Here is a 25894-nt window from a genome sequence, read left to right as displayed (position 1 = left end):
CGGCTTTTGTTTATGCGATTACTTTGTCTGGCTTACCAGCTGGTTTTCTCGCGCAATGCTTTACCAATATCAGCAAGACTTTTAACCGTCGTGACACCCGCTGCTTCAAGGGCAGCAAATTTATCGTCTGCGGTTCCTTTACCACCAGAAATAATTGCTCCCGCATGACCCATGCGCTTACCTGGAGGTGCTGTTACCCCGGCAATATATGCCACTACGGGCTTGGTCACATTGGCTTTGATGTAAGCCGCCGCTTCCTCTTCTGCAGTCCCGCCAATCTCACCGATCATCACGATCGCCTCGGTCGCCGGATCCTTTTCGAACATTTCTAAAATGTCGATAAAGTTTGAGCCTGGAATAGGGTCCCCACCAATACCAACACAGGTGGATTGGCCAAAGCCTTCATCAGTGGTTTGCTTAACGGCTTCATACGTCAGTGTGCCCGAGCGCGACACAATGCCCACTTTACCAGATTGATGAATGTGCCCCGGCATAATGCCGATTTTAGACTCATCCGGCGTGATCACACCTGGACAGTTAGGCCCAATCATACGCACGCCTGCTTGGTCCAGCTTCACTTTTACTTCCAGCATATCCAGTGTTGGGATACCTTCCGTAATACATACAATAAGCTCAATACCAGCATCGATCGCTTCTAGGATCGCGTCTTTACAGAAAGGGGCCGGAACATAAATAACTGATGCTGTCGCACCCGTCGCCTCGACCGCATCGGCCACCGTGTTGAACACAGGTAAACCTAGGTGAGTCGTACCGCCCTTACCGGGGGATACACCGCCGACCATTTGTGTTCCATACTCAATAGCTTGCTCTGAGTGGAAAGTACCTTGTCCACCTGTAAAACCTTGGCAGATCACTTTGGTATCTTTATTAATCAGCACTGACATTGTTATTTACCCTCCGCGGCAGCAACGACTTTTTGAGCGGCTTCGGTTAGCGATGTTGCCGCAATGATATTCAAACCACTATCGGCCAGTTTCTTGGCACCTACATCAGCATTATTTCCCTCGAGGCGAACCACCACTGGAACTTTAACGCCAACTTCTTCGACTGCGCCAATAATGCCATCTGCGATCAAGTCGCAGCGCACGATACCGCCGAAGATATTCACCAAGACAGCCTTTACGTTGCTGTCAGACAGAATGATTTTAAACGCTTCTGTTACACGCTCTTTGGTCGCGCCACCGCCAACGTCAAGGAAGTTAGCTGGGCTGCCACCGTGCAAATTAACAATGTCCATGGTGCCCATTGCTAGGCCCGCACCGTTAACCATGCAGCCAATATTGCCATCTAGCGCGACATAGTTGAGTTCCCATTGCGCGGCATGCGCTTCACGCTCGTCTTCTTGGCTGGGGTCGTGCATCGCGCGCACTTTGGGTTGGCGGTAGACAGCGTTGCTATCAATGGCCAATTTAGCATCCAAGCAGTGCAAGTTGCCTTGGTCAGTAATAACCAAAGGGTTAACCTCAACCAGTGCAACATCTTTATCCAAAAACAGCTGGCCGATACCCACAAAAATTTTGGTAAATTGCTTGATTTGCTCACCTTCTAGACCCAGTTTAAAGGCCAGTTGGCGACCTTGATAAGGCTGAGGGCCAACAAGGGGATCAATCGATGCTTTGTGGATAAGCTCAGGGGTTTCTTCCGCCACCTTCTCGATTTCGACACCGCCTTCAGTCGATGCCATGAAAACAACGCGGCGTGAACCACGGTCGACAACCGCACCCAGGTAAAGCTCTTTGGCGATATCGGTGCATGACTCCACCAAAATTTTGCTTACCGGCTGACCGTTTTCGTCGGTTTGAAAGGTCACCAAGTTTTTACCAAGCCATTGCTGAGCAAACTGACGGATCTCCTCTTTGGAGTTAGCCAGTTTTACCCCGCCTGCCTTGCCACGCCCACCAGCGTGAACCTGGCATTTAACGACCCATTTGTTTCCGCCAATTTTATCGGCTGCTTCAGCAGCTTCTTGTGGTGTGTCGCAAGCATAGCCCTCTGAAACTGGTAGACCATATTCAGCGAACAGCTGCTTTGACTGATATTCGTGCAGATTCATGATGTTCTATCCGTGTTAGTGTCCATTATTGTGTCTTTTTGCTTTCCAAATGAGGGGACCTCCGTCCCCTCTAAAATGGCTCCCCTCAAAAACAGGGGGTAGCGCCATTAAACGTCCAGAAGCAGACGTGTTGGGTCTTCTAGAAGTTCTTTGATGGTCACCAAGAAGCCTACCGATTCACGACCGTCAATCAGACGGTGATCATAAGAAAGCGCCAGGTACATCATCGGCAAGATTTCGACCTTGCCATCCACCGCCATTGGGCGGTCTTGGATCTTGTGCATGCCAAGAATGGCTGCTTGAGGGGGATTAATGATCGGCGTTGACATCAATGAGCCAAAAACACCGCCATTGGTGAGGGTGAAGTTGCCCCCGGTCAGTTCATCGACGGTGAGCTTGCCATCACGGCCTTTAATCGCCAAATCACGGATACCCTTTTCAATATCCGCAAAGCCCAGCTTGTCGCAATCGCGCAGCACAGGGGTAACCAGACCACGCGGTGTAGATACCGCCATGCTGACATCGAAGTAGTTGTGATAAACGATATCATCACCGTCGATGGATGCGTTGACTTCTGGGTAACGCTTCAAGGCCTCGACGACCGCTTTCACATAGAAAGACATAAAGCCGAGACGAATATCGTGACGCTCTTCAAAACTATCACGGTATTGCTTACGCAAGTCCATGATGGGCTTCATGTTCACTTCATTGAAGGTGGTCAGCATCGCGGTACTGTTTTTCGCTTCTAACAAGCGCTCAGCGACACGTTTACGCAAGCGCGTCATAGGAACACGCTTCTCACCGCGTTCAGCCACAGGTGGCACATCTTGGCTTTGTGCTTTTTGCTCACCCTGCTCAGGCTGACTCTTAAGGTGTGCTTCAACATCTTCTCGCGTAATGCGTCCACCCACACCTGTGCCTTTCACGGCGTCAGGAGAGAGGTCATGCTCAGCAAGCAGACGACGTACCGCAGGACTTAACGCGTCGTTCGTCTCTTCTTCTAGTGAGGCGGTGTGGCGCTTGTCAGGTGAAGACTCTGATTGTGCAGGAACATCTTTGGTTGGCTCACCTGCGACGGCACCTTCTTTGATTTTAGCGATGGCCTGTTTCGCTAATACGGTTGACCCTTCATCTTCAATGATGGACTCCAACACCCCATCAGCAGGGGCAGGCACTTCCAGCACGACCTTATCTGTTTCAATATCAACCAGTACTTCGTCACGGGTTACCGAGTCACCTGGCTGTTTGTGCCATGTGGCAATGGTTGCGTCAGCCACAGATTCGGGTAAATCGGGAACCAGAATTTCGATTGTCATATCGTATTTATCCTTAATGTTCTAGTTCTTACTTTAGGGTCAGAGCGTCTTGAACTAACGCTTTTTGTTGTTTCTGGTGTACAGACATATAACCTACCGCAGGTGATGCGGATGCCGAGCGTCCGGCATAGGTCAATGTGGCATCTTGCGGTAAGGCAGCACGGAAGTTGTGCTGGCTGCTGTACCACGCCCCTTGGTTTTGTGGCTCTTCTTGGCACCAAACAAAGTCTTTCGCATTGCTATAAGGCGCAATCGCGTCTTTAACCGCGTCCAGAGGGAATGGATAAAGTTGCTCAATACGGACAATGGCAACGTCATCAATCTCTTGCTCTCGGCGTGCTTGTAGCAAATCATAATAGACTTTGCCCGAGCACATCACGACGCGTTTCACCTTGCTTGGCTCAAGATCGTCCATTTCACCAATCGCTGGTAGGAAATCACCCTCGGTTAAGTCTTCCAAGTTAGACACACACAGTGGGTGACGTAACAGCGACTTCGGTGACATAACGATCAAAGGACGACGCATTGGGCGCACCACTTGCCGGCGCAACATGTGATAAACCTGCGCGGGGCTTGATGGCACCACAACCTGCATATTTTGCTCAGCACACAGTTGCAGATAACGCTCTAAACGTGCTGACGAGTGCTCGGGGCCCTGCCCTTCATAGCCATGAGGAAGCAGCATGGTCAGGCCACACATGCGGCGCCATTTTTGTTCACCAGAGCTGATGAACTGATCAATCACCACTTGCGCACCATTGCCGAAGTCACCAAATTGTGCTTCCCACACGGTTAAACCGCCTGGCTCAGCGGTGGCGTAACCGTACTCAAACGCCAGTACCGCTTCTTCCGATAACACGGAATCGAAGATCTCGAATGGTCCTTGTTTGTCATGGATATTTGCAAGTGGCAAATACGTGCTGCCATCTTCTTGGTTGTGGAGCACCGCATGACGGTGGAAGAAGGTGCCGCGACCTGAGTCTTGACCCGTAATGCGGATACGTTTGCCATCATCAACCAAAGTGGCATAAGCAAGGGTCTCAGCCATCCCCCAATCAACCATCTTTTCGCCTTCTACCATCGCTTTGCGATCTTTGTAGAGCTTGGCAACACGGCTGTGGAGTTTATGGCTATCCGGCAACTGGCAAATGCGATGACCCAGCTCTTTCAGACGCTTAGCATCGAACTTATTCGCCCACTCTACCGTCCAATCGTGGCCTAGATAGGGCGTCCAGTCGACAGAATGCAACACCATTGGGCGCCACTCTTTCACCACACACTCACCACTATCAAGAAGATCACGATACTCATTGATCATCTCAGTGGCTTTTTCGAGATTAGCGACCCCTTGTTGATCCAATATATCGGCGTACAACTTACGCGGAGTAGGATGCTTTTTGATCTTTTGGTACATCATCGGCTGAGTCGCGTTGGGCTCATCCGCTTCGTTGTGGCCATGGCGACGGTAACAGACTAAGTCAATCACCACATCACGCTTAAACTCGTTGCGAAAATCGAGCGCCAAGCGCGATACAAAAGCAACCGCCTCGGGATCATCTGCATTGACGTGGAAAATCGGCGCCTGCACCATCTTAGCGATGTCTGTACAGTATTGCGTCGAGCGTGAATCAGCCGGGTTCGACGTGGTAAACCCAATTTGGTTATTGACCACGATGCGCACGGTGCCGCCTACTTGGAAGCCTCGCGCTTGCGACATGTTGAAGGTCTCTTGTACCACCCCTTGCCCGGCGATAGAGGCATCACCGTGGATGGTGATAGGGAGAACACTCGAGCCGGTATTATCTTCCAGTCGGTCTTGGCGAGCACGCACTGATCCCATCACCACCGGGTTCACAATCTCAAGGTGTGAGGGGTTGAACGCCAACGCAAGGTGAACATCCCCCCCCGGTGTCGCGAAATCAGACGAGAAGCCTTGGTGATATTTCACATCCCCGGTTCCCCAACTCTCGTCTTGTTTACCCGCGAACTCATCAAAAAGCTCGGACGGTTTCTTACCTAATACGTTTACCAACACATTGAGGCGCCCACGGTGAGCCATTCCGACCACCACTTCTCGTGCGCCTTCGCTACCTGCGTGGCGAATCAGCTCTTTCAGCATCGGGATCAGCGAATCACCGCCTTCAAGAGAGAACCGCTTAGCGCCGGGGAATTTGGCACCAAGATAGCGTTCGAGGCCTTCAGCTGCGGTGAGCTCTTCTAAAAAGGTGAGCTTTTCTTCTTCGCTAAACTGCGGCTGTCCAACCACAGATTCCAGGCGACCTTGGATCCAGCGCTTTTCTTCGGTATCGGTAATGTGCATGTATTCTGCACCGATAGACCCACAATAGGTCTTCTCAAGCGCATCATACAGCTCGCCCAATTGCATATTGTCTTTACCAATCGCAAATGAGCCGACATTAAAGGTTTCGTTGAAATCCTGCTCATTGAGAGAGTGAAAAGCAGGTGACAGATCAGGTACAGGTTTACGTTTCCATAACCCGAGAGGGTCTAGGCTGGCCTGTTGGTGGCCGCGGAAACGAAAAGCATTAATCAGTTGAAGAACTTTGACTTGTTTCGCGTCTACATCTGGATCATTGACTGAAGCACTTGCACGCGATGTATCGGTAGCTAAGCGTCGAAAGTAATCACGAACACGAGAGTGAGGTTGTTCTACCGCGGTATCACTTACCACTGGCAGCTGGTCGAAAACCGCTCTCCATTCTTGATCAACTAACTCCGGGTCACTGAGGTACATTTCGTAGAGGTCTTCTACGTACGTTGCATTGGCGCCAGCCAAATGAGAAGACTCTAACCAAGCCTTCATCACGCCATTTTGCATTGTTATCCCTTAACCACTAGTTATTTATCCAAACACCGGTCTGAGGCCGGGTTACCTGTTATTAAGCCCCGTCCGAGGACGGGGCATTTTTTTCTACGTTATTGGTTCAGCGTTTTAAACGCCGCGCTGAATCAGCATAGACTTGATATGCCCAATTGCCTTGGTTGGGTTCAGTCCCTTTGGACATACACTGACACAGTTCATGATCCCGTGGCAACGGAAGACACTAAAAGCGTCGTCTAGATCAGATAACCGCTCTTCGGTCGCTGTGTCACGGCTATCCGCCAACCAACGGTAAGCGGCAAGCAAGCCCGCTGGACCAACAAACTTGTCAGGGTTCCACCAAAATGAAGGGCATGCGGTACTACAACATGCACACATAATGCACTCATACAAGCCATCAAGTTCCGCGCGATCTTCCGGCGCTTGCAAGTTCTCTCGCGACGGTGGCGTTTCATCATTCATCAGGTAGGGTTTGACACGCTCATAGTTCTCATAGAACTGCCCCATATCAATAATAAGATCACGCACCACCGGTAGACCGGGTAGCGGACGAATCACGATTTCGGACTTGTCCATCAGTGAGGACAGCGGCGTGATGCATGCCAGACCATTTTTACCGTTCATATTGACGCCGTCAGAGCCACAGACACCTTCACGGCACGAGCGACGGAAGGCCAAAGTAGGATCTTGCTCTTTAAGCTGGATGAGCGCATCTAGCAGCATCATGTCAGACCCTTCAGGCACATCCAGCGTGTAGTCTTTCATGTATGGCGCATTATCTACATCTGGGTTGTAGCGATAGATAGAAAACTTAACATTCATCGTTCTCGACCCCCTTAGTAACTGCGGACTTTCGGTGGGAAAGCCTCACGGTGCACTGGCGCCATATTGACGTCGCGCTTCGACATGGCTTCGGTTTCTGGGTTATAGATGGAGTGGCATAGCCAGTTTTCATCATCGCGGTCTTGATAGTCGAAACGCGCATGTGCGCCACGGCTTTCAGTACGATAATGGGCTGATACCGCCGTTGAGTACGCGGTTTCCATCAAATTCTCCAGCTCCAAACATTCGACACGCTGGGTGTTGAACTCGGTTGACGTATCATCAAGACGCGCCGACTTAAGGCGTTCGCGAATTTCCTTCAGCTCTTTCAGCCCTTTTTCCATCGCCTCGCCTTCTCGGAACACAGAGAAGTTTTCTTGCATACAAGCTTGCAAATCTTTGCGGATCTCAACCGGGTCTTCACCCTGCTGGGTGTTATTCCAACGATTAACCCGTGCCAGTGACGCCTCAATGTCTGACTCGCTCGCATCGCGCGCTTCTACTTGCGCGGCGAGTGTCTCGCCAAGGTGCAGGCCGGTCGCTCGGCCAAAGACAACCAAGTCGAGCAATGAGTTGCCGCCCAAGCGGTTGGCACCGTGAACAGACACGCTGGCAATCTCGCCACAGGCAAACAAACCTTGTACTTCAATGTCATTGCCGAGCGGGTCTTGCTTGATTGCTTGGCCAGACACTTGTGTTGGAATGCCCCCCATCATGTAGTGACAGGTTGGGATCACCGGAATCGGTTCTTTGATAGGATCGACGTGCGCAAAGGTACGCGACAAGTCAAGAATACCGGGGAGACGAGACTCGAGCACATCTTTGCCAAGGTGATCGAGCTTCAGTTTGAGGTGTGGGCCCCATGGGCCGTCACAGCCACGCCCTTCTCGAATCTCGATCATCATCGAACGCGCCACCACGTCACGCCCTGCCAAATCTTTCACATTGGGGGCGTAACGCTCCATAAAGCGTTCACCATCTTTATTGAGCAGATAACCGCCTTCACCACGACAACCTTCCGTCACCAATACACCCGCTCCAGCAATGCCTGTGGGGTGGAATTGCCACATTTCCATATCTTGCATTGGCACGCCTGCGCGCAGCGCCATACCAACACCGTCACCGGTATTGATATGCGCATTGGTGGTTGATTGATAGATACGACCAGCGCCACCTGTCGCCAACACGGTTGCTTTGGATTTGAAGTAGCAAATCTCCCCAGTTTCCATACACATGGCCGTGGCACCAACGATTACACCGTCTTGGTTTTTAACCAAATCAAGCGCATACCATTCAGAGAAGATCGTGGTCTTGTTTTTAATATTCTGTTGATACAAGGTGTGCAGCAGTGCGTGCCCGGTCCGGTCAGCAGCCGCTGCCGTTCTCGCTGCTTGCTCGCCACCAAACTCTTTGGACTGGCCACCAAACGGGCGTTGATAGATGGATCCGTTTTCGAAGCGAGAAAATGGCAGCCCCATTTTTTCAAGCTCAATCACAGATTGAGGGCCTGTCTTACACATGTACTCAATGGCATCTTGGTCGCCAATATAATCCGACCCTTTCACCGTGTCATACATGTGCCATTGCCAGTTGTCCTTGTGCGAGTTACCCAGTGCTACCGTAATCCCACCCTGCGCGGACACAGTGTGCGAACGAGTTGGAAACACTTTAGATAACAGTGCACAGGTTAGGCCCTGCTCTGATATTTGCAGTGCGGCGCGCATACCTGCGCCACCTGCGCCAATGACAATTGCGTCAAATTCGCGAACTGGAATACTCACTTACACACCCCACAATACAAAGAAACCGGCGAAAACATAGATCAGTAGCATGGCCACAACGCCCAGTTGCAACATGCCACGCAGCAAGGCTGGCTTGATATAATCAGTCAATACTTGCCACATTCCGATCCAGCCGTGAATCAGCACGGAGACCAGGGCTAACATGGTAAAGACTTTGGTACTGGTCTGGCCGAAAAACGCTGTCCATGAGGCATACGTAATCTCAGGACCAAAAACGGCAAAACCGACCATATAAAGTGTGTAAAGTGTGATGAGAATCGCAGTGGCGCGAATCAGCACATAGTCGTGCACACCATTGCGCCCGACCGATGAGATGTTTTTAGTTACCATACTAAAACCCCCGCCAACACAGACAACACGCCAGTGATAACAAATGCAACCTGCGCACTTTGCGCGCCAGACTCCAGCTCTTCAAAATAACCCATGTCTTGGATCAAATGACGGATCCCGCCAACAATGTGATACGCCAGCGCCGTCAAAATGCCCCAAAGGATCAGTTTGACGAAAAAGCTATCGACAATGGCAGCAGCGGATTGAAATCCATCAGGAGAAGAGAGAGACAGGCTAAGCAGCCATAGGAGGATGGCGATCGAGACAAAGGTGATGACACCTGCCACTCGATGCAATATAGACGCAATCGCTGTTATCGGGAAACGAATCGTCTGGAGGTCGAGGTTTACGGGTCTTGACTTTCTTTCTTTCACGATATTGCCCACTCAGCTCCATTGAGCATTTATAGTTATTACACTCTCTGAACCTCAGTACTCAAAGCGTAAGACCTGCAACATCTGCGTAACGCGCTTCATGTACCTTATTGCTTATAACTGCAATTCTTGGCGAATGGATCACGTCAGTTAGGAAAGGTGTTTGAGCCCCTAAACGCTCTAGGATACTGATTTGCCCAGAGACCTCGAAAAAGTATACGTGGCGTAACAGACAATTACAAACGCACAAAATTGACCGGAATCTCACAACAGATATTTAACTCGCATTGCAAATAAGTTATTAACTGACGCACACATCGATAGGTTAAAAATTGACATCATTAGGGTCGATCGGTACAACGGTCGAGTCCGTATCCTGGATGGGATTATAAAATAACAAAGGAGATTGTTATGGCAGAGAAGAAAGCTACCCTACATATCGAAGGGAAAGCACCAATCGAACTGCCGATTATCGAGGGCACCGTCGGTCCAGAAGTCATTGATGTGCGCCAGCTGGTAAACGAAGGCTATTTCACCTTTGATCCTGGCTTTGTCGCAACGGGTTCGTGCAATTCGCAAATCACCTACATCGATGGCGCAGCCGGCGTATTGCTGCACCGCGGTTACCCGATAGATCAACTTGCCAATAACGCTGATTATTTAGAAGTCTGTTATATCCTGCTCTACGGTGAAGTCCCTACCCAAAAGCAATACGATGAGTTTCGCTCAATGATCGTGCGCCACACCATGGTGCATGAACAGATTGCAAGCTTCTTCCACGGCTTCCGCCGTGACGCTCACCCAATGGCCGTAATGGTCGGGGTTGTAGGTGCACTGGCCGCGTTCTATCACGACTCTCTCGACATCAACAACGATCAACACCGTGAAATCACGGCGTTCCGTTTACTGTCGAAAATGCCAACATTGGCTGCAATGTGTTACAAGTACTCGATCGGGCAGCCATTTATTTATCCACGTAACGACCTCGACTACGCGGAGAACTTCCTACATATGATGTTCGCCACGCCATGCGAAGAGTATGAGGTCAACCCTGTGGTTGCGCGTGCAATGGATAAAATATTCACGCTGCACGCCGATCACGAACAAAACGCATCCACATCAACAGTACGCCTTGCGGGCTCGTCAGGTGCGAACCCATTTGCCTGTATTGCGGCAGGGATTGCCTCGTTATGGGGACCCGCCCACGGCGGTGCGAATGAAGCGTGCTTGCGTATGTTTGAGCAAATCGGGCATGTTGATAACATTCCTGAGTATATTGCTCGCGCGAAAGACAAAGATGATCCATTCCGCCTGATGGGCTTTGGTCACCGCGTCTACAAGAACTACGATCCTCGCGCAACCGTGATGCGTGAAGCCTGTCACGAAGTGCTCAATGAGTTACAAATACAGGACCCACTGCTTGACGTAGCGATGGAGCTAGAGCGCATCGCATTGTCAGATGATTACTTTATCGATAAGAAACTTTATCCGAACGTTGATTTCTATTCAGGCATTATCCTGAAAGCGATCGGGATTCCCACGTCGATGTTTACAGTGATCTTCGCGATGTCTCGTACCATTGGTTGGATTGCTCACTGGAATGAAATGCATACCGACCCACACAAGCGTATTGGGCGCCCGCGTCAGCTTTACACAGGCTATACGCAACGCGAGTTTACGCCGATGGACAAGCGCAGTTAAGCCGCGAATGTCATATAACAAAGCCGCCAAAAGGCGGCTTTTTCTTTATCATCAGCAGGTTATCACATTGCTGCGTCTACCTTTTATCGCGCTTAGCCTCAACGCCTAGGCGTTACGCTGGATTGTCGATATCGATAAAGTGCACATTCAAACCATGCTGCTGGGCAAGCCACTCCCCTAGCGCTTTCACGCCATAACGCTCGGTCGCGTGATGCCCTGCCGCGATATAATGCACACCCTGCTCACGCGCCGAAAAGGTTGTGCGCTCAGAAATCTCACCCGACAGATACGCATCCATCCCTTGTGAAGCGGCCAAGTCGATAAAATCTTGAGCGCCACCAGTACACAGCCCGACGGTTTCAATCCGCGTTTGTTGGCCACCGTCAATCACAAGGGGCGTCCGGTTAAGCACCGTGGCCACTTGTTGCTCAAACTGTGCCAATGTCATGGGTGTTGAAAGCTTTCCATAAACAGGAATCGAGACAGGGTTGTCAGGCTCCAGTCCCCCAAGCAGCTCAATGCCTAAACGTTTGGCAAGTTGCGCGTTGTTACCCAGCGTCGGGTGAATATCCAAAGGCAAGTGATAACCGTATAGATTGATGCCATGTTCAATCAACATCTTGATACGTTGATACTTCATGCCGCGAATTTGCTGTGGTTCGCCGCGCCAAAAGTAACCATGGTGCACCAGGATGGCATCCGCATTCTGCTCAATCGCTGCATCAATAAGATCTTGGCAAGCCGTCACCCCTGTGACGACGGTTTGAACCTCATCACGCCCTTGCACTTGCAGTCCGTTCGGGCTGTAGTCTTTGATGCTATCCGGTTTTAGTTCGGCGTTGAGCAATGCTTCCAGTTCAAAATTATTCATAGCATTCACATCCACTTGCGAGACAATGGCAACAGTGTAACCTGACAAGCAAAAATAAAAAAAGCGGCGAGCACGAATGGCTCACCGCTTATCTAATCGCTACCTATCTGTTCGGCTGCATCTATACGTATTTATGGCTTATACGATAGGCTAAGCCTTGATGAGGTAAAGGTGGGTTAGAAAAAACCACCGACCTTTTCCGACTCAGCTAACCAGACTGGCTTGGTGCTGTCTTTAAGCCAGACTTGATGTAAATGGCTATATAAACGCGATGCCATGGGCGGCACAATCAGTGTTGGCAGGCAAGTGATGCCCGCGATCACAACCGCGCAGCGGCGCAACACAACACGGGTTTTATCGAACGGTGTATACATAATCAACCTCACTCATCTGACCAGTTTGCAAGTATGGACGTAGTGTACCACCCATTTTGTTTTTTTACTACATAAATGGTTATGTTTCACCCAAAAATCACCAGATTCAGCTTTAACAGTCTTTTAACAAGGTAATAAAATTACATCATGAGTGACACCGATCCGCTATTTAGCAACCAAGATCAAATCAATGCCGACTTTAGCTGGTTACAAAATCAGTTCTCACTACTCAGCGACAAGCACTTCCCGGTTGTGCCTCATCATCTTTGGCAACACAAATTACTGCCATCTCCCTCGCCCTATAAGGGACCAAAGCGTATCGGCTTTTACTATCAGTGGCTGCTCACTCAGCTCATTGATTGTCACCCGCATTTGGGGTTAGAAGCTGAGGAAATACAAATTAATGAGGGCGGCAAGACGCGAGGTGCCATCGACTTTTTAGTCAGATATCAGGGGCAACTAGAGCACTGGGAGGTGGCGGTAAAATTCTACCTCGCCTATGACAACCGTTGGTTAGGCCCCAATGCCAAGGATGCGTTGGATATCAAAGTGGCGCGAATGCTTGACCACCAATTGGCGCTGTCCAGCCACCCAAGCTTCTGTCAGCAATACCCACACTGGCAACCGAGTGAGAAACGTTTGATGGTGCAAGGAAGGTTGTACCGCCATTATCATCATGGCGAGCAGCCCCTACCAGAGTGGCCCCCCGTCAATCATGACAGCATTGGGGGATGGTGGTGTTGGCCAGATGCATTACCAACAGACAGGGAATTTGCCGTATTGGCCCGCGACCAGTGGTTGTCACTGCCCGCTTTCGCTGATTTGCCCAAGCTCGAACGCGCATCACTTGATGAGCTATCTCGCACCTGTCACTTGTTAGATGACTCACTCACCCCTTGGGTCGTGGTACCCCGCGACTGGCCAGAGACGATACCCGCGTTACCCGCTTTGAAATAAAAAACGCGCACATTGTCTGTACGCGTTTTCGACTACAGCGTCACGACGGGACGCGCTAAACGCCTTGAGCGTTGAACACGCGGTCAACAATTTGTTGCGCTTCTTGCTCAATCAAACGCAAGTGATCATCACCTTTAAAGCTTTCACAGTAGATTTTATAAATATCTTCTGTCCCTGATGGGCGCGCAGCGAACCAACCAAACTCCGTGACCACTTTCAGTCCTCCGATGGCAGCGCCATTCCCCGGCGCATGCGTCAGTTTGGCGGTGATGGTATCGCCCGCCAAGCTCTCTGCCGTCACCATCTCGGGGCTGAGCTGACTGAGCACCTGCTTTTGCGCTGCATTGGCAACCGCTTGTAATCGGTTATACGACGGATCACCGTGCTTGTGGGCAAGTTTTTGATAATACGCCTGCGGCGTAAGCCCCGTTACCGCCAGGATTTCTGCTGCCAGTAAGCAAAGAATGATACCATCTTTATCTGTTGACCATGGCTGCCCATCAAAGGTTAAGAATGAGGCACCGGCACTTTCTTCCCCGCCAAAGCCAAGCGTTCCTTCACTCAAGCCAGGCACAAACCATTTAAAGCCGACGGGCACTTCAACCAGCGGACGAGCGAGATCGCCAACCACCTTATCAATGATCGCACTGGACACCAGGGTCTTACCCACGCCTAAATCGGCTGACCACTGCGGACGGTGGCGGAACAAATAATCGATGCACACGGCTAAATAGTGATTCGGGTTCATCAGTCCTTCGGGAGTCACGATGCCGTGGCGATCAAAGTCTGGATCATTGCCAAATGCCAAATCATAATCATCTTTGTACGCCAATAGTCCGGCCATTGCGTATGCAGACGAGCAATCCATACGAATCACGCCATCGCTATCGCGCGGCATAAAGCCAAACGTTGGGTCGACATGATCGTTAATCAGGGTAATATCCAGTTGATAATGCGCGGCAATTTGCTGCCAATAGCGGATCCCTGCGCCCCCCAAAGGGTCAACCGCAAGTTTTAAACCCGCTTTTTGAATAGCCTCGATATCAACAACCTTGGCCAGCCCAGAGACATATGGCGTCACAAGATCTTGCGCTTGGTAATAGTCACTGTGCATCGCCGCATCAATCTCCGAGCGTTTAACACCCACGAGATGGGTTTCAATATAGTGATTCGCTCGCGTTTCTATTGCTTTCGTGATTTCGCCTTCGGCGGGTCCACCATGGGGCGGGTTGTATTTGATGCCCCCATCTTGCGGTGGGTTGTGCGAGGGAGTGATGACAATCCCGTCCGCTTTCGCGTCATGCGCGCGGTTGTAGGCGAGTATCTGCTGCGATACCCCTGGGGTGGGTGTATACCCTTGCTCAGCTTGGCCAATCACCGTAACGTGATTGGCCGTTAACACTTCAACCACGGCATCGAATGCTGGTACTGAAAGCGCATGAGTGTCTTTTCCCACAAAGACAGGGCCAGAAATGCCGCGCGCGCTGCGCTCATCACAAATTGCTTGTGCAATCGCCAAAATATGATCGCGGTTAAACGTCGTGTTCAACGCGCTTCCACGGTGTCCTGACGTCCCAAACGCAACACGTTGCGACGGATGACCTGGACGTGGTTGAGCCTGGAAAAAACGCGTCACAAGCGCCGGGATATCACACAAATCTTGCGGATTCGCGCGCTGTCCGGCTTGAGGATGCACTGCCATAATTCTCTTCTCCCATGAGTGGCATAGATTAAATCGCGTTCACAACCTTCTCAGTCAAATCACTCGGGAACTGCATTTTTTCCATAAGCTGCTCCACCATCTGACGCTTACGGCCAGTATTCGTGTTGGTGATGACCCAAAAAGGGGTGTCTGGAATCTGCTTGGGTTTGGTGGTTTTGCCGCTTTCTAATAAAGTTTGTGGATTATCGGCAAAATACAGACGGGTACGCCCTTTTAGCGCCATACCATCTGCGAATCCTTGTTGGTCAACACGGTATAAGGTGGTGAGGATCAGCATAAAACGACCAATAGCTCGTTCTTGAGCCGCAAACTCATCTGAAATCAATAACGTTCGCATCGCTTTGACACGATCAACGGACGCACTGCGCCCAGCGTCTTTACTGACAACAATACCGCTAGAACGAGAGGGCGTCGTCGGCGCAGCCTGGGTTGGCTGCGGTGCCGAGTCCGACAGCAGTAAGCGACGCAGGATGTCTGATGCGCTTTCGCCAATATGCTGGGTTTGGCTGGCAATATACCGGTATAGATCGTCGTCAACCTCTATCGTCTTCATTGTTTTTCATCGCGTCCTGTTTATCGTTTAACGGGGCGATTATACAGAGATAGATAGGTATACTCTACGTTAAAGCCAGTAATCTGAGAGAAAAGCAACGTGTTGTTAAACGGAAAGTCTCGCGGTGAGGGCTCACCGCTCGTATTGATCCACGGTTTATTCGGTGATCTCGATAATTTAGGCGGGCTCGCTAAGACACTGTCCGAGCATTTTTGTGTTTATCAAATTGATCTACCTAACCATGGTCGCTCCTATCATACACAGAACACAGATTATCAAAGCCAGTCCGATGCCGTGGTCGCGTGGATGGATGCACAACAGCTTGAGTCAGCCATTATCGTTGGTCATTCAATGGGTGGCAAAGTGGCGATGGCCCTCGCCCAGCGTTTTCCAGAGCGCGTAGAACAATTGGTGGTGATGGATATTGCCCCAGTCGATTATCAAGTTAACCGACATGACAATGTTTTCAGGGCATTGCATCAGACACAAAGTGTGACACTGGAAAGCCGCCAACAAGCGCAAACCATTATGAATGAATCGATTGAAAATCCAGGCGTGAGCCAATTTTTATTGAAATCACTCTATAAAACCGATCACGGTCACTACGCCTGGCGCTTCAATATTGATAATCTTTATCACGGCTATCGTGACATCATGGGATGGACAGAGTTTGGCCAGTATTCGGGCCCAACTCTGTTTGTCAAAGGGCAGAAATCTGAATACATTCTGCCAGACCACCGCGAGGCCATTGTTGCTCAGTTCCCGCATTCAAAAGCGCATATGGTGGCAGGCACGGGTCATTGGCTACATGCTGAAAAACCGGCGGTGGTTGCCAGCGTCATAGAACGTTTTTTAATGCCGAGCGAGCGTTAACAGTTAAGTGACCCTTGTGATATATTGCGCCGCATAAGTCGGTGCTCAATGGAGGCACGCATGCTTTACGAGCACTTTCAATTGCTCGAGAAAATAGGTCTAGATCTCGTCTTCGCCGCGATTTTCTTTTTTATCGGCATGGCAATTAAAGACGTGTTACGTGAGGGCAATGTGCCAGTATTCGGCCGACGGATCGTCTGGTTTGTGCTCACACTAGGCTGTGTCGGCTTTATCGTAAAAGGTGTGATTCAGTTGGTTTGGGAAGGGGTCGGCATCGGCTAACCCTAGCACTGAAGTCACTGGTTAATCATATAGGTTTGAAAAAGCGACGCTTTTTCTTTAATTCGAGTTAGTTGCAAACAGCAACCCACTGACAAAACGGGTGTTTTTTATATGGCGAGTGTAGGTCTCTTCTTTGGTAGTGACACGGGAAACACGGAAGCAATTGCAAAAACCATTCAAAAGCAATTAGGCAAGCAAATGGTTCACGTGCAGGATATCGCGAAGAGCAGCAAAGAAGATATTGATAACTTCGATTTGCTGCTGATCGGTATTCCAACATGGTATTACGGTGAAGCACAGTGCGACTGGGATGACTTTTTCCCAGAGTTAGAGCAAATTGACTTCTCAACAAAACTCGTGGCTATTTTCGGCTGTGGCGACCAGGAAGATTACGCAGAATACTTCTGTGATGCCATGGGCACCGTCCGCGACATCATTGAAGCGAAAGGCGCGACCATCATTGGTCATTGGCCAACTGAGGGGTATGAATTTGAAGCCTCACAAGCATTGGTTGATGACAACCATTTTGTTGGCTTGTGTGTGGATGAAGATCGCCAGCCTGAACTGACCGACGAGCGTGTGAGCAAGTGGGTGAAACAAGTTTACGAAGAAATGTGTCTCGCAGAGCTTGAAGACTAAGTCTGGCTTATCAAACGCCAAGGGGACTCAACCTTGGCGTTTTTTATCTAACCGGCGCACAACGGGCCGATCATGCGGCTTGTTTGCTGGCTGTATCTCGATACTGGCGTTTTTTTCTCACATAAAGTGTACGCCTTACTTCAGCAACCACCTCGCCATGCGCGTCTTTGACGTGGACAACAAACTCGGGCAATACCTTATCGCCTCGTCCTGCTTGTTGTTGGATATCGGTTAACACCGCATCACTGATCACAAAATCTGCGTACAAGTCCGTGGTTCCCGGCTTAATAAAATTGATATCTGCTTGTTTGTCCCAGACATGGTACTGAGGGCCGAGAATCCCCATTAACATGAGTGCATAGACAGGATCGGTTAAGGAGAAGATGCTACCGCCATACTGGGTACGATTGGCATTTTTATTCCACCAGCGGAGTTTCAAACGCATGTTGACGCGTTTAAAATCCTGGCTAATCGCGTCAATATGGATCCCTGCGCCCCAAAACGGTGGCCAGCTGTTAAGTGCCCACTTAACAATACGTGGTTTGTAGAAGCGATACATGTAAGTTGACATCCTCATCTGGTCTAACCAGATAATATTCACATCTCGTAAACATTGATGCAACCACAAATGATCAAATTTCGTCCTAAGAACGCATGTCGAGAGTAGCGAGAGCAGTGCAATTTTGATAGGCTTATAAGATATTTTCCTTGCTAATCCAACTGTCTTAACTCAGGCAGAAAACAGGTAGATACACATGTCAGACAATAACCAGGCGTTGAAGCAAGCTGGGCTCAAAGTCACCCTCCCACGGCTCAAGATCCTAGAAGTGCTGCAACAGCCAGATTGCCAGCACATCAGTGCCGAAGACCTGTATAAGAAATTAATCGACCTAGGTGAAGAAATTGGCCTAGCAACCGTGTACCGCGTACTGAACCAATTTGACGATGCAGGCATTGTCACGCGTCACCACTTTGAAGGCGGAAAGTCCGTATTTGAATTGGCGACACAGCATCATCATGACCATTTAGTCTGCCTTGACTGCGGTAAAGTGATTGAATTTTCTGATGATTTGATTGAAGAGCGTCAGAAAGAAATCGCCGCACGCTTTAATGTGCAACTGACAAACCATAGTTTGTATTTGTATGGTCACTGTAAGGAAGGCGATTGCAAAGCCGACCCATCCATTCATAACGCTGATTGATTCAGTGTGAACGTTCGAAAAAAGCCGGCGTGGTCATCACGCCGGCTTTTTATTATTTACCTTCTATCTTCGCCCAGGTATCACGTAAACTCACGGTCCGGTTAAAGACAAGTGCATCTTTACGGCTATCTTTATTATCTGCACAGAAATAGCCTGTCCGTTCAAACTGATAACCCTTCTCTACTGGCGCATTTTGCATACTTGGTTCAACAAACCCCTGTTGTACCTGCAATGACGCCGGATTAATCGTCTCAGCGAAGTTATCCGCACCCGCCGGATTTGGCACCGTGAATAAACGGTCGTACAAACGGAATTCAGCGGGTAACGCCTCAGCAGCAGAGACCCAATGGATCACCCCTTTCACTTTACGCCCATCGGCAGGATCTTTACCGAGGGTGTCTGGATCATAGCTGCAATACACAGTGGTAATATTGCCATCATCGTCTTTCTCACAACGCTCTGCTTTTACTACATAGGCATTGCGCAAACGCACTTCCTTGTCCAGCACCAGTCGCTTGTACTTCTTGTTGGCTGATTCACGGAAATCTTCACGTTCAATCCAGATCTCGCGCGAAAAGGGCACCTGACGCGTGCCCATCTCGGGCTGATTGGGATGATTTGGCGCATCAAGCCATTCGACATCATCGGCTTTGTTTTCAATCACCAGTTTAATCGGATCGAGCACCGCCATTGCGCGTGGCGCATTTTCGTTCAAATCATCGCGTACACAAGACTCAAGCGCACTCATCTCTATGGTATTGTCTTGCTTGGTCACACCAATGCGCTGGCAAAATTCACGAATCGAGGCAGGCGTGTAACCACGACGACGCAAGCCAGAGATAGTCAGCATACGCGGGTCATCCCAACCGTTCACTAACTGCTCTTCCACCAGTTGGTTCAGCTTACGCTTGGACATCACGGTATACTCGAGATTTAAGCGGCTGAACTCATATTGACGCGGCGTACAGTCGATGGTGATATTTTCCAACACCCAATCGTATAGGCGTCGGTTATCTTGAAATTCAAGGGTGCAAAGAGAATGGGTAATCCCTTCTAGTGCATCCGAGATACAGTGGGTAAAGTCATACATTGGGTAAATGCACCACTTATCCCCAGTCTGGTGATGATGCGCAAAACGCACGCGGTATAAAACCGGATCACGCATTACCATAAAGGGCGACGCCATATCGATTTTGGCACGCAAACAGGCTTTACCCTCTGCAAACTCACCAGCACGCATTTTTTCAAACAATGCTAAGTTCTCTTCAACCGAACGTTCGCGATAAGGGCTGTGCTTGCCCGGCTCGGTCAATGTTCCACGATACTCTCGGATCTCATCGGGCGTCAGCTCTTCGACGTACGCTAGCCCTTTTTCAATCAGTTCAACCGCGTAACCATAAAGCTTATCAAAGTAGTTTGAGGAGTAACGCACCTCTCCTGCCCAGTCAAAGCCCAACCATTGCACATCGCGCTTGATAGACTCAACGTACTCCACGTTTTCTTTTTCTGGGTTGGTATCATCAAAACGCAGGTTACATTCACCCTGATAGTCTTGTGCGATCCCGAAGTTCAAACAAATTGATTTGGCATGGCCGATGTGCAGATAGCCATTCGGCTCTGGTGGGAAACGTGTCACGATCGCTGTGTGTTTCCCTTCCGCCAAGTCTTTATCAATGATTTGGCGAATAAAGTTAGTGGGACGAGCTTCAGCATCACTCATCAAGGTTACCTCGTATCAAAAATGCGAATTTTAAAGCTACATAGATACTATGATCTCCTATTCCGCGCTGCGACTCAACCCGTTGTTGTCATTGTCATCGCGGTGTAGGCCTATTTGTTACTTTTTTGCGCGAAAGCGATGACACAAACCTAAAAAACGCCCAGCTGTTGGCTGGGCGCTTTGTTCAGATCATTGTCGTACAGTGCCTCGTTTATGGCAGCGCGACGTTTGACAAATCTTCATCTTCTGGAATTTGTTTCAGCTCACCGGCAATGATTTCTGCTAGAGGGCCAAGAATGACCTGCAAGTTGTTCTCGCCAAGCTTGACGACTCCCATCGCCCCAATGGCTTTCAATTTCGCTTCATCAACCACCTCGCGGTCGGCAACCGACAGACGCAGACGGGTGATACACGCATCAATCGATGTTAGGTTTTGATGACCACCAAGGGCTTTAAGGTACTTGCGTGCAAGCTCGCGATTATCGCTCGCTTCACCGGTATTGGCGCTCGCCGGTGCACTTTCTACTGCGTCATCTTCTCGGCCTGGCGTTTTCAGATTGAGCGCTGAAATCGCGGCGCGGAATGACACATAATAAAGCGCAAAGAATACAAGGCCCATGATAGGCAGCATGTACCACTGGTTAGCCACAGGGTTTTTCGACGACAACACCAAGTCAACTAAACCTGCCGAGAAGCCGAAGCCTGCCGTCCAGTCGAAAGTGGCCGCGATAAACAAGGAAACACCGGTTAATAGCGCATGCAACACGAACAACAAAGGTGCGACAAACAAGAATGAGAATTCAAGTGGCTCGGTCACCCCAGTAAAGAAAGACGCAAAACCAGCAGCAATCATGATAGACGCAACACGTGCTTTGTTCTCAGGACGCGCTGTGTGATAAATCGCAAGCGCTGCACCCGGTAGACCAAACATCATGACGGGGAAGAAGCCGGCCATGTACATGCCTGTGGTCCCTTTAATCGCTTCGCCTGTTTCAAGGCCTTGTGCCCCCATCCAGAAGCGGCCCAAGTCGTTAATACCGACCGTATCGAACCAGAATACGGCGTTAAGCGCGTGGTGCAGACCAACAGGGATAAGTAAGCGGTTAAAGAAGCCATAAACACCGGCACCCGCGGCACCTAGGTTGGTGATGCTTTCACCAAAGTGAACCAAGCCGCCAAATAACACAGGCCAGACAAACATCAATACAAACGAGATGATGATCGCCACAACAGAGACCAAAATAGGCACCAAACGCCGGCCACTAAAGAAAGCCAAGGCTTTAGGCAGCTCAACACCGCTATAACGGTTGTACAGCTCAGCAGACACCACACCGATCAAGATACCGATAAACTGGTTGTTGATTTTGCTGAACGCAAGCTCATTGTTGCCCACTGAAATATCGACCAAGCCAATTTGGCTTACCGCACCCGGCGCACACAGCGTGGTGATCACCATAAAGCCAACAAAGCCTGCCAGAGCGGCGGCGCCGTCTTTATCTTTTGACATGCCATATGCCACACCGATGGCAAATAACACTGACATATTGTCGATAATCGCTGCCCCTGATTTTATCAAGAAAGCAGCTAGGGCACTGTTGCCCCCCCATCCAGTTGGGTCAAGCCAGTAGCCGACCCCCATCAAGATCGCAGCCGCTGGTAATACCGCAACCGGTACCATCAGCGCACGACCTATACGTTGTGCATAACCAAGAATATTCACCGTCGTTCCCCCTTTATATTTTTCAGTGCCCCACCACGCTAGCGCTTGCTCCGCGGCTGGGCATCTAACTTGGACGCTTGCCCAAGGACTTTTGTTAAATCACTTCTTTTGTAAAGCAATGTTAGTCAATTGCAGTTTATGTCAATAAATTCGCCTCGCAAATTAAACCCGCGTTATTTGTGAGAATCATCACCAAACCACCCCATATACAGAGAAAATTGTTAGCCTGATCATAAAACTTATTTTATGATGAAAATAAATGAGCATATCCGTTATGCTATGGCCACGAACTGAGCATTGATAGAACGAGGTGACCGATGCGACTCATTCCTTTACAAACCAGCCAACAAGTCGGCCTATGGTCGGCTCGCTATATCGTCGATACCATCAACACGTTTTCGCCGACTGCCGATAACCCCTTTGTCCTGGGCTTACCCACAGGGGGGACGCCACTCAACACCTATAAGCAACTCATTAAGCTCCACCAGCAAGGCGAAATCAGTTTTGAGCACGTGGTGACCTTTAATATGGACGAATACTGTGGGATCCCTGCTGATCACCCACAAGCGTATCGTACCTTTATGTACGAAAACTTTTTTAACCATATTGATATTCAAGAAAGAAACATCAACTTGCTTAATGGAAATGCGACCGATGTCGATGCCGAGTGCCAACGCTATGAAGAAAAAATCAAAGCGTACGGCAAAATCCATCTCTTTATGGGTGGTGTAGGAAACGATGGTCATATTGCGTTTAATGAACCCGCGTCATCATTAGCATCAAGAACACGGATCAAAACCTTGACCGAGGATACCCGTGTGGCAAACTCTCGCTTCTTTGATAATGATATCAATCAAGTACCTAAGCATGCGCTCACCATTGGTGTCGGCACCTTGTTAGATGCAGAAGAAGTCATGATCCTAGTCACAGGACACAATAAAGCCCAGGCACTTGAGGCCGCGGTAGAAGGGTCAGTGAACCACTTATGGACAGTATCAGCGCTACAACTGCACCCAAAAGCGATGATTGTGTGCGATGCGCCTTCAACAGCAGAACTAAAAGTAAAAACTGTGAAGTATTTTCAAGAGCTTGAAGCCCAAAATATACACCATTTATAAGGAATTGAAGCATGTATGCGTTAACCCACTGCCGGATTTTTACTGGCCATGAGGTGTTGGATGATCATGCCATCGTGATTCGAGAAGGCCTGATTGACGCCGTCTGTCGACAAGACGCCCTGCCCAATGATATTGCCACGCGCGCGCTCGACGGTGCATTAGTCAGCCCAGGCTTCATTGACCTTCAGCTTAATGGATGTGGCGGCGTGATGTTTAATGATGCCATTACCCCTGACACCATCGCGACCATGCATCAGGCTAACCTTAAATCAGGTTGCACCAACTTCCTCCCCACCCTGATCACTAGCTCTGATACCGATATGCAAGCCGCCATCAACGCCATGCGTGCTTACCAAAAACAGCAGCCCCATCAGGCGCTGGGGTTACACCTTGAAGGCCCTTATTTGAATATCGAAAAAAAGGGGATACACAGCGCTGACTATATTCGCCCAAGCAACGATGAGATGATCAACTACTTATGCGAAAATGCGGATGTGATTGCCAAAGTCACCCTCGCGCCTGAACTGGCGCCCGCGTCGCATATTCAAGCCCTGAAGCAAGCTGGTATCGTGGTCTCTGCTGGCCATACCAATGCCACTTACGCACAAGCTAAGCAAGGCTTTACCCACGGCATTTCCTTTGCCACGCACCTGTTTAACGCAATGACCTCTATTTCAGGCCGTGAGCCAGGTGTCGTCGGTGCCATCTACGATACACCTGATGTCTACACTGGTGTAATTGCTGACGGCTTTCACGTCTCGTACCCTAATATTCGTCTCGCACATAAAGTAAAAGGTGAGAAATTAGTGTTGGTTACGGATGCGGTTGCACCAGCAGGAGCCGACATGGATCACTTTATTTTTGTAGGTAAGAAAGTATATTACCGTGACGGTAAGTGTGTTGATGAAAATGGCACGCTTGGCGGCTCGGCACTGACGATGGATCAGGCGATTTATAACAGTGTTGAGCATGTAGGGATCGCCTTGGATGAAGCTTTGCGGATGGCTACGCTCTATCCCGCTCGCGCAATCGGTATCGAACAACACTATGGCAGCATTCGTCCGGGGAAAATTGCGAATCTTGCCATTTTCGACCGTGCAATCAACGTTCAAGCGACGATCGTAAACGGACAATATCTACAAAGCTAGGACACCTATGACTGGCGGAAAAATCGGGAATGTCGATCTTGTAAAGCAACTTAACGGAGCTGCCGTTTATCGATTAATTGATCAACAAGGGCCTATTTCACGCATACAAATTGCCGATGTAAGCCGATTGGCGCCGGCAAGTGTGACCAAAATTACCCGCCAACTGCTAGAAAGAGGCCTCATTAAAGAGGTGGCACAACAAGCATCGACAGGTGGACGTCGTGCCATTTCTCTCACCACCGAGTGTGCGCCCTTTCATACCCTTGCGGTACGATTGGGTCGTCATTTTATTGAGTTGTCTTTGTATGACTTGAGTGGTGCCTCTTTGGCCGAACACGGCGAAACCTTCCACTACCATGATCAGGACGAGCTTGTTCAAGGCTTGATTCATATCGTTAGCCAATTTTTGGAAACGCACCAACACGCACTCCGAGAACTGATTGCGATATCCGTGGTCATGCCTGGCTTGGTTGACCCTGATTCAGGGGTGGTCGAATACATGCCCAACATCAATATCAAACAACTTGCACTTGCTGATACCTTGCGCGAAGAGTTTGGTGTGCAGGCTTTCGTTGGCAACGATATTCGCGGTCAAGCGCTGGCGGAGCACTACTTTGGGGCGAGCCAAGACTACTATGACTCTATGCTGGTCAGTGTGCATCATGGTACTGGCGCGGGGATCATCGTCAATGGGCAAATTTTTCTTGGCCATAACCGCAATGTCGGTGAGCTCGGCCATGTGCAGATCGATCCACTGGGTAAAAAATGTCAGTGTGGCAACTTTGGCTGCTTAGAAACCGTGGCCTCAAACGAAGCCATCATTGAGCACGCCCAACAACTGCTTGCGCAAGGGCATCCCAGTAGCCTCAGTTATGATCAAAGCCTAACCATCGAAGCCATTTGCCAAGCCGCAGAGCAAGGTGATGAGTTAGCACGCCAAGTGTTGGTTAAAGTTGGCAATCATCTGGGTAAAGCGATCGCGATGACCGTAAACCTGTTTAATCCACAACTGGTGGTGATTGCTGGCAAAATTACCGCGGCAAAAAGTGTGGTGTTTCCTGCCATTGAGCGCTGTGTAGAGAATCAATCACTGCCAAGTTTCCACGAGAAGCTGGCGATTGTTAGCGCAAATCTGGAGGCTCAGCCTACAATGGCTGCGTTTTCCTTAGTCAAGCGGGCGATGCTTAATGGTGAGCTCCTACAAGAGCTGTTGGAGGAGTAGTTTTTCACTACTTGGATTGACATGTTGAGTGATTAAAACATGTCAGTTAAAGCATCGCCGTTAAACCTAGCCGAAACGTTAATCCCTAACCGTTGGTCAGCCAGCGGTTAGGAGAGCGGGCATCTTCTCTCGCAACGTCAGTCTTCTCTGCAAATGTCGCCTTGCCTCATCTTATCTTCACCGGCCTTTTCTCACGCTTCCTTATTTTACATTCACATACTGACCACAAAA

The 25894-nt window shown here is 49.7% G+C and carries 24 protein-coding genes; 9 read left to right on the top strand and 15 right to left on the bottom strand.

Annotated elements, in window-relative coordinates; genetic code table 11:
• Positions 1-32: 32 nt before the first annotated feature.
• From sucD to sdhC, 8 genes are all read right to left on the bottom strand, one after another.
• Entirely contained in the window at positions 33-905 is an 873-nt protein-coding gene (gene sucD, locus BZG20_RS12335) for a succinate--CoA ligase subunit alpha (protein WP_046073551.1), read from the bottom strand.
• 2 nt (positions 906-907) lie between these two features.
• Positions 908-2074 carry an ADP-forming succinate--CoA ligase subunit beta gene (gene sucC, locus BZG20_RS12330; protein ID WP_046073552.1) on the bottom strand — a complete coding sequence of 389 codons (1167 nt, stop codon included), beginning with the start codon at positions 2072-2074 and terminating at the stop codon, positions 908-910.
• A gap of 107 nt (positions 2075-2181) precedes the next feature.
• Positions 2182-3390 carry a 2-oxoglutarate dehydrogenase complex dihydrolipoyllysine-residue succinyltransferase gene (gene odhB, locus BZG20_RS12325; RefSeq protein WP_046073553.1) on the bottom strand — a complete coding sequence of 403 codons (1209 nt, stop codon included), beginning with the start codon at positions 3388-3390 and terminating at the stop codon, positions 2182-2184.
• 28 nt (positions 3391-3418) lie between these two features.
• Entirely contained in the window at positions 3419-6229 is a 2811-nt protein-coding gene (gene sucA / locus BZG20_RS12320; protein WP_077579202.1) for a 2-oxoglutarate dehydrogenase E1 component, read from the bottom strand.
• A 114-nt stretch (positions 6230-6343) separates the two neighbouring features.
• Entirely contained in the window at positions 6344-7054 is a 711-nt protein-coding gene (locus BZG20_RS12315) for a succinate dehydrogenase iron-sulfur subunit (RefSeq protein WP_046073555.1), read from the bottom strand.
• 14 nt (positions 7055-7068) lie between these two features.
• Positions 7069-8835: a succinate dehydrogenase flavoprotein subunit gene (gene sdhA / locus BZG20_RS12310; RefSeq protein WP_046073556.1), complete on the bottom strand. Its 1767-nt coding sequence runs from the start codon at positions 8833-8835 to the stop codon at positions 7069-7071.
• The gene (gene sdhD, locus BZG20_RS12305) at positions 8836-9186 is read right to left on the bottom strand and encodes a succinate dehydrogenase, hydrophobic membrane anchor protein (RefSeq protein WP_046073557.1); all 351 of its coding nucleotides are present in this window, start codon (positions 9184-9186) and stop codon (positions 8836-8838) included.
• The gene (sdhC, locus tag BZG20_RS12300; protein WP_046073558.1) at positions 9180-9572 is read right to left on the bottom strand and encodes a succinate dehydrogenase cytochrome b556 subunit; all 393 of its coding nucleotides are present in this window, start codon (positions 9570-9572) and stop codon (positions 9180-9182) included. Before sdhC ends, sdhD begins: the two co-directional genes overlap by 7 nt.
• 399 nt (positions 9573-9971) lie before the next feature.
• Here sdhC and BZG20_RS12295 point away from each other — a divergent pair, with 399 nt between their 5' ends.
• Entirely contained in the window at positions 9972-11261 is a 1290-nt protein-coding gene (locus tag BZG20_RS12295; RefSeq protein WP_046073559.1) for a citrate synthase, read from the top strand.
• Positions 11262-11373: 112 nt separating this feature from the next.
• Here BZG20_RS12295 and BZG20_RS12290 read toward each other — a convergent pair whose 3' ends face one another.
• Entirely contained in the window at positions 11374-12132 is a 759-nt protein-coding gene (locus tag BZG20_RS12290) for a Nif3-like dinuclear metal center hexameric protein (RefSeq protein WP_077579201.1), read from the bottom strand.
• A gap of 176 nt (positions 12133-12308) precedes the next feature.
• The gene (locus BZG20_RS12285) at positions 12309-12506 is read right to left on the bottom strand and encodes a DUF2517 family protein (protein WP_046073561.1); all 198 of its coding nucleotides are present in this window, start codon (positions 12504-12506) and stop codon (positions 12309-12311) included.
• Between the two features lie 147 nt (positions 12507-12653).
• On the opposite strand from BZG20_RS12285, the gene BZG20_RS12280 reads away from it, so the two are divergent.
• Positions 12654-13463, top strand: coding sequence for a DUF1853 family protein (locus BZG20_RS12280; protein WP_077579200.1), 810 nt, complete (start codon positions 12654-12656; stop codon positions 13461-13463).
• Between the two features lie 55 nt (positions 13464-13518).
• Here the strand turns inward: BZG20_RS12280 and pgm are convergent, their stop codons facing one another.
• Positions 13519-15165: a phosphoglucomutase (alpha-D-glucose-1,6-bisphosphate-dependent) gene (pgm, locus tag BZG20_RS12275; protein ID WP_077579199.1), complete on the bottom strand. Its 1647-nt coding sequence runs from the start codon at positions 15163-15165 to the stop codon at positions 13519-13521.
• A gap of 28 nt (positions 15166-15193) precedes the next feature.
• Positions 15194-15739, bottom strand: a complete 546-nt coding sequence (gene seqA / locus BZG20_RS12270; RefSeq protein WP_046073564.1) for a replication initiation negative regulator SeqA — start codon at positions 15737-15739, stop codon at positions 15194-15196.
• A gap of 99 nt (positions 15740-15838) precedes the next feature.
• On the opposite strand from seqA, the gene BZG20_RS12265 reads away from it, so the two are divergent.
• From BZG20_RS12265 to fldA, 3 genes are all read left to right on the top strand, one after another.
• Positions 15839-16612, top strand: a complete 774-nt coding sequence (locus BZG20_RS12265; protein WP_077579198.1) for an alpha/beta fold hydrolase — start codon at positions 15839-15841, stop codon at positions 16610-16612.
• 60 nt (positions 16613-16672) lie between these two features.
• Positions 16673-16894: a DUF2788 domain-containing protein gene (locus BZG20_RS12260; protein ID WP_021022467.1), complete on the top strand. Its 222-nt coding sequence runs from the start codon at positions 16673-16675 to the stop codon at positions 16892-16894.
• Between the two features lie 111 nt (positions 16895-17005).
• Complete coding sequence (gene fldA, locus BZG20_RS12255) at positions 17006-17533, top strand: flavodoxin FldA (RefSeq protein WP_046073566.1); 528 nt, start codon at positions 17006-17008, stop codon at positions 17531-17533.
• Positions 17534-17603: 70 nt separating this feature from the next.
• On the opposite strand, the gene BZG20_RS12250 is transcribed toward fldA, so the two are convergent.
• Positions 17604-18104 (bottom strand): DUF4442 domain-containing protein, encoded by a 501-nt coding sequence (locus tag BZG20_RS12250; protein ID WP_046073567.1) that lies wholly within the window; start codon positions 18102-18104, stop codon positions 17604-17606.
• A gap of 184 nt (positions 18105-18288) precedes the next feature.
• Between BZG20_RS12250 and fcrX the strand changes: the two genes are divergently transcribed.
• Positions 18289-18735, top strand: a complete 447-nt coding sequence (fcrX, locus tag BZG20_RS12245) for a ferric iron uptake transcriptional regulator FcrX (RefSeq protein ID WP_046073568.1) — start codon at positions 18289-18291, stop codon at positions 18733-18735.
• Positions 18736-18787: 52 nt separating this feature from the next.
• On the opposite strand, the gene glnS is transcribed toward fcrX, so the two are convergent.
• Together glnS and nagE are read right to left on the bottom strand one after the other, a co-directional pair.
• Positions 18788-20455 carry a glutamine--tRNA ligase gene (gene glnS / locus BZG20_RS12240; RefSeq protein WP_046073569.1) on the bottom strand — a complete coding sequence of 556 codons (1668 nt, stop codon included), beginning with the start codon at positions 20453-20455 and terminating at the stop codon, positions 18788-18790.
• Positions 20456-20666: 211 nt separating this feature from the next.
• On the bottom strand, positions 20667-22175 hold the full coding sequence (gene nagE / locus BZG20_RS12235) for an N-acetylglucosamine-specific PTS transporter subunit IIBC (RefSeq protein WP_046073570.1): 1509 nt from the start codon (positions 22173-22175) through the stop codon (positions 20667-20669).
• Between the two features lie 317 nt (positions 22176-22492).
• On the opposite strand from nagE, the gene nagB reads away from it, so the two are divergent.
• From nagB to BZG20_RS12220, 3 genes are read left to right on the top strand one after another with little or no spacing between them, the layout of a single operon-like run.
• Complete coding sequence (nagB, locus tag BZG20_RS12230) at positions 22493-23293, top strand: glucosamine-6-phosphate deaminase (protein ID WP_077579197.1); 801 nt, start codon at positions 22493-22495, stop codon at positions 23291-23293.
• An 11-nt stretch (positions 23294-23304) separates the two neighbouring features.
• Positions 23305-24441 (top strand): N-acetylglucosamine-6-phosphate deacetylase, encoded by a 1137-nt coding sequence (gene nagA / locus BZG20_RS12225; protein WP_077579196.1) that lies wholly within the window; start codon positions 23305-23307, stop codon positions 24439-24441.
• A gap of 7 nt (positions 24442-24448) precedes the next feature.
• The gene (locus tag BZG20_RS12220) at positions 24449-25663 is read left to right on the top strand and encodes an ROK family protein (RefSeq protein ID WP_046073573.1); all 1215 of its coding nucleotides are present in this window, start codon (positions 24449-24451) and stop codon (positions 25661-25663) included.
• Positions 25664-25894: the final 231 nt, after the last annotated feature.

The organism is Salinivibrio sp. IB868, assembly GCF_001995655.1.
Lineage (GTDB): Bacteria > Pseudomonadota > Gammaproteobacteria > Enterobacterales > Vibrionaceae > Salinivibrio > Salinivibrio siamensis.
The sequence above is the reverse complement of the archived record's forward strand: the minus strand, read 5'-3'. Positions and strand labels throughout refer to the sequence as shown.

What these genes read in the sequence shown, in the direction of transcription:
- glnS (WP_046073569.1), bottom strand. Translation starts at nt 20,455, where the DNA reads ATGAGTGATGCTGAAGCTCGTCCCACTAACTTTATTCGCCAAATCATT.
- fldA (WP_046073566.1), top strand. Translation starts at nt 17,006, where the DNA reads ATGGCGAGTGTAGGTCTCTTCTTTGGTAGTGACACGGGAAACACGGAA.
- sucC (WP_046073552.1), bottom strand. Translation starts at nt 2,074, where the DNA reads ATGAATCTGCACGAATATCAGTCAAAGCAGCTGTTCGCTGAATATGGT.
- BZG20_RS12280 (WP_077579200.1), top strand. Translation starts at nt 12,654, where the DNA reads ATGAGTGACACCGATCCGCTATTTAGCAACCAAGATCAAATCAATGCC.
- BZG20_RS12250 (WP_046073567.1), bottom strand. Translation starts at nt 18,104, where the DNA reads ATGTCAACTTACATGTATCGCTTCTACAAACCACGTATTGTTAAGTGG.
- BZG20_RS12220 (WP_046073573.1), top strand. Translation starts at nt 24,449, where the DNA reads ATGACTGGCGGAAAAATCGGGAATGTCGATCTTGTAAAGCAACTTAAC.
- sucD (WP_046073551.1), bottom strand. Translation starts at nt 905, where the DNA reads ATGTCAGTGCTGATTAATAAAGATACCAAAGTGATCTGCCAAGGTTTT.
- BZG20_RS12315 (WP_046073555.1), bottom strand. Translation starts at nt 7,054, where the DNA reads ATGAATGTTAAGTTTTCTATCTATCGCTACAACCCAGATGTAGATAAT.
- odhB (WP_046073553.1), bottom strand. Translation starts at nt 3,390, where the DNA reads ATGACAATCGAAATTCTGGTTCCCGATTTACCCGAATCTGTGGCTGAC.
- fcrX (WP_046073568.1), top strand. Translation starts at nt 18,289, where the DNA reads ATGTCAGACAATAACCAGGCGTTGAAGCAAGCTGGGCTCAAAGTCACC.
- pgm (WP_077579199.1), bottom strand. Translation starts at nt 15,165, where the DNA reads ATGGCAGTGCATCCTCAAGCCGGACAGCGCGCGAATCCGCAAGATTTG.
- nagB (WP_077579197.1), top strand. Translation starts at nt 22,493, where the DNA reads ATGCGACTCATTCCTTTACAAACCAGCCAACAAGTCGGCCTATGGTCG.
- BZG20_RS12295 (WP_046073559.1), top strand. Translation starts at nt 9,972, where the DNA reads ATGGCAGAGAAGAAAGCTACCCTACATATCGAAGGGAAAGCACCAATC.
- sdhD (WP_046073557.1), bottom strand. Translation starts at nt 9,186, where the DNA reads ATGGTAACTAAAAACATCTCATCGGTCGGGCGCAATGGTGTGCACGAC.
- seqA (WP_046073564.1), bottom strand. Translation starts at nt 15,739, where the DNA reads ATGAAGACGATAGAGGTTGACGACGATCTATACCGGTATATTGCCAGC.
- BZG20_RS12290 (WP_077579201.1), bottom strand. Translation starts at nt 12,132, where the DNA reads ATGAATAATTTTGAACTGGAAGCATTGCTCAACGCCGAACTAAAACCG.
- nagA (WP_077579196.1), top strand. Translation starts at nt 23,305, where the DNA reads ATGTATGCGTTAACCCACTGCCGGATTTTTACTGGCCATGAGGTGTTG.
- BZG20_RS12285 (WP_046073561.1), bottom strand. Translation starts at nt 12,506, where the DNA reads ATGTATACACCGTTCGATAAAACCCGTGTTGTGTTGCGCCGCTGCGCG.
- sucA (WP_077579202.1), bottom strand. Translation starts at nt 6,229, where the DNA reads ATGCAAAATGGCGTGATGAAGGCTTGGTTAGAGTCTTCTCATTTGGCT.
- BZG20_RS12260 (WP_021022467.1), top strand. Translation starts at nt 16,673, where the DNA reads ATGCTTTACGAGCACTTTCAATTGCTCGAGAAAATAGGTCTAGATCTC.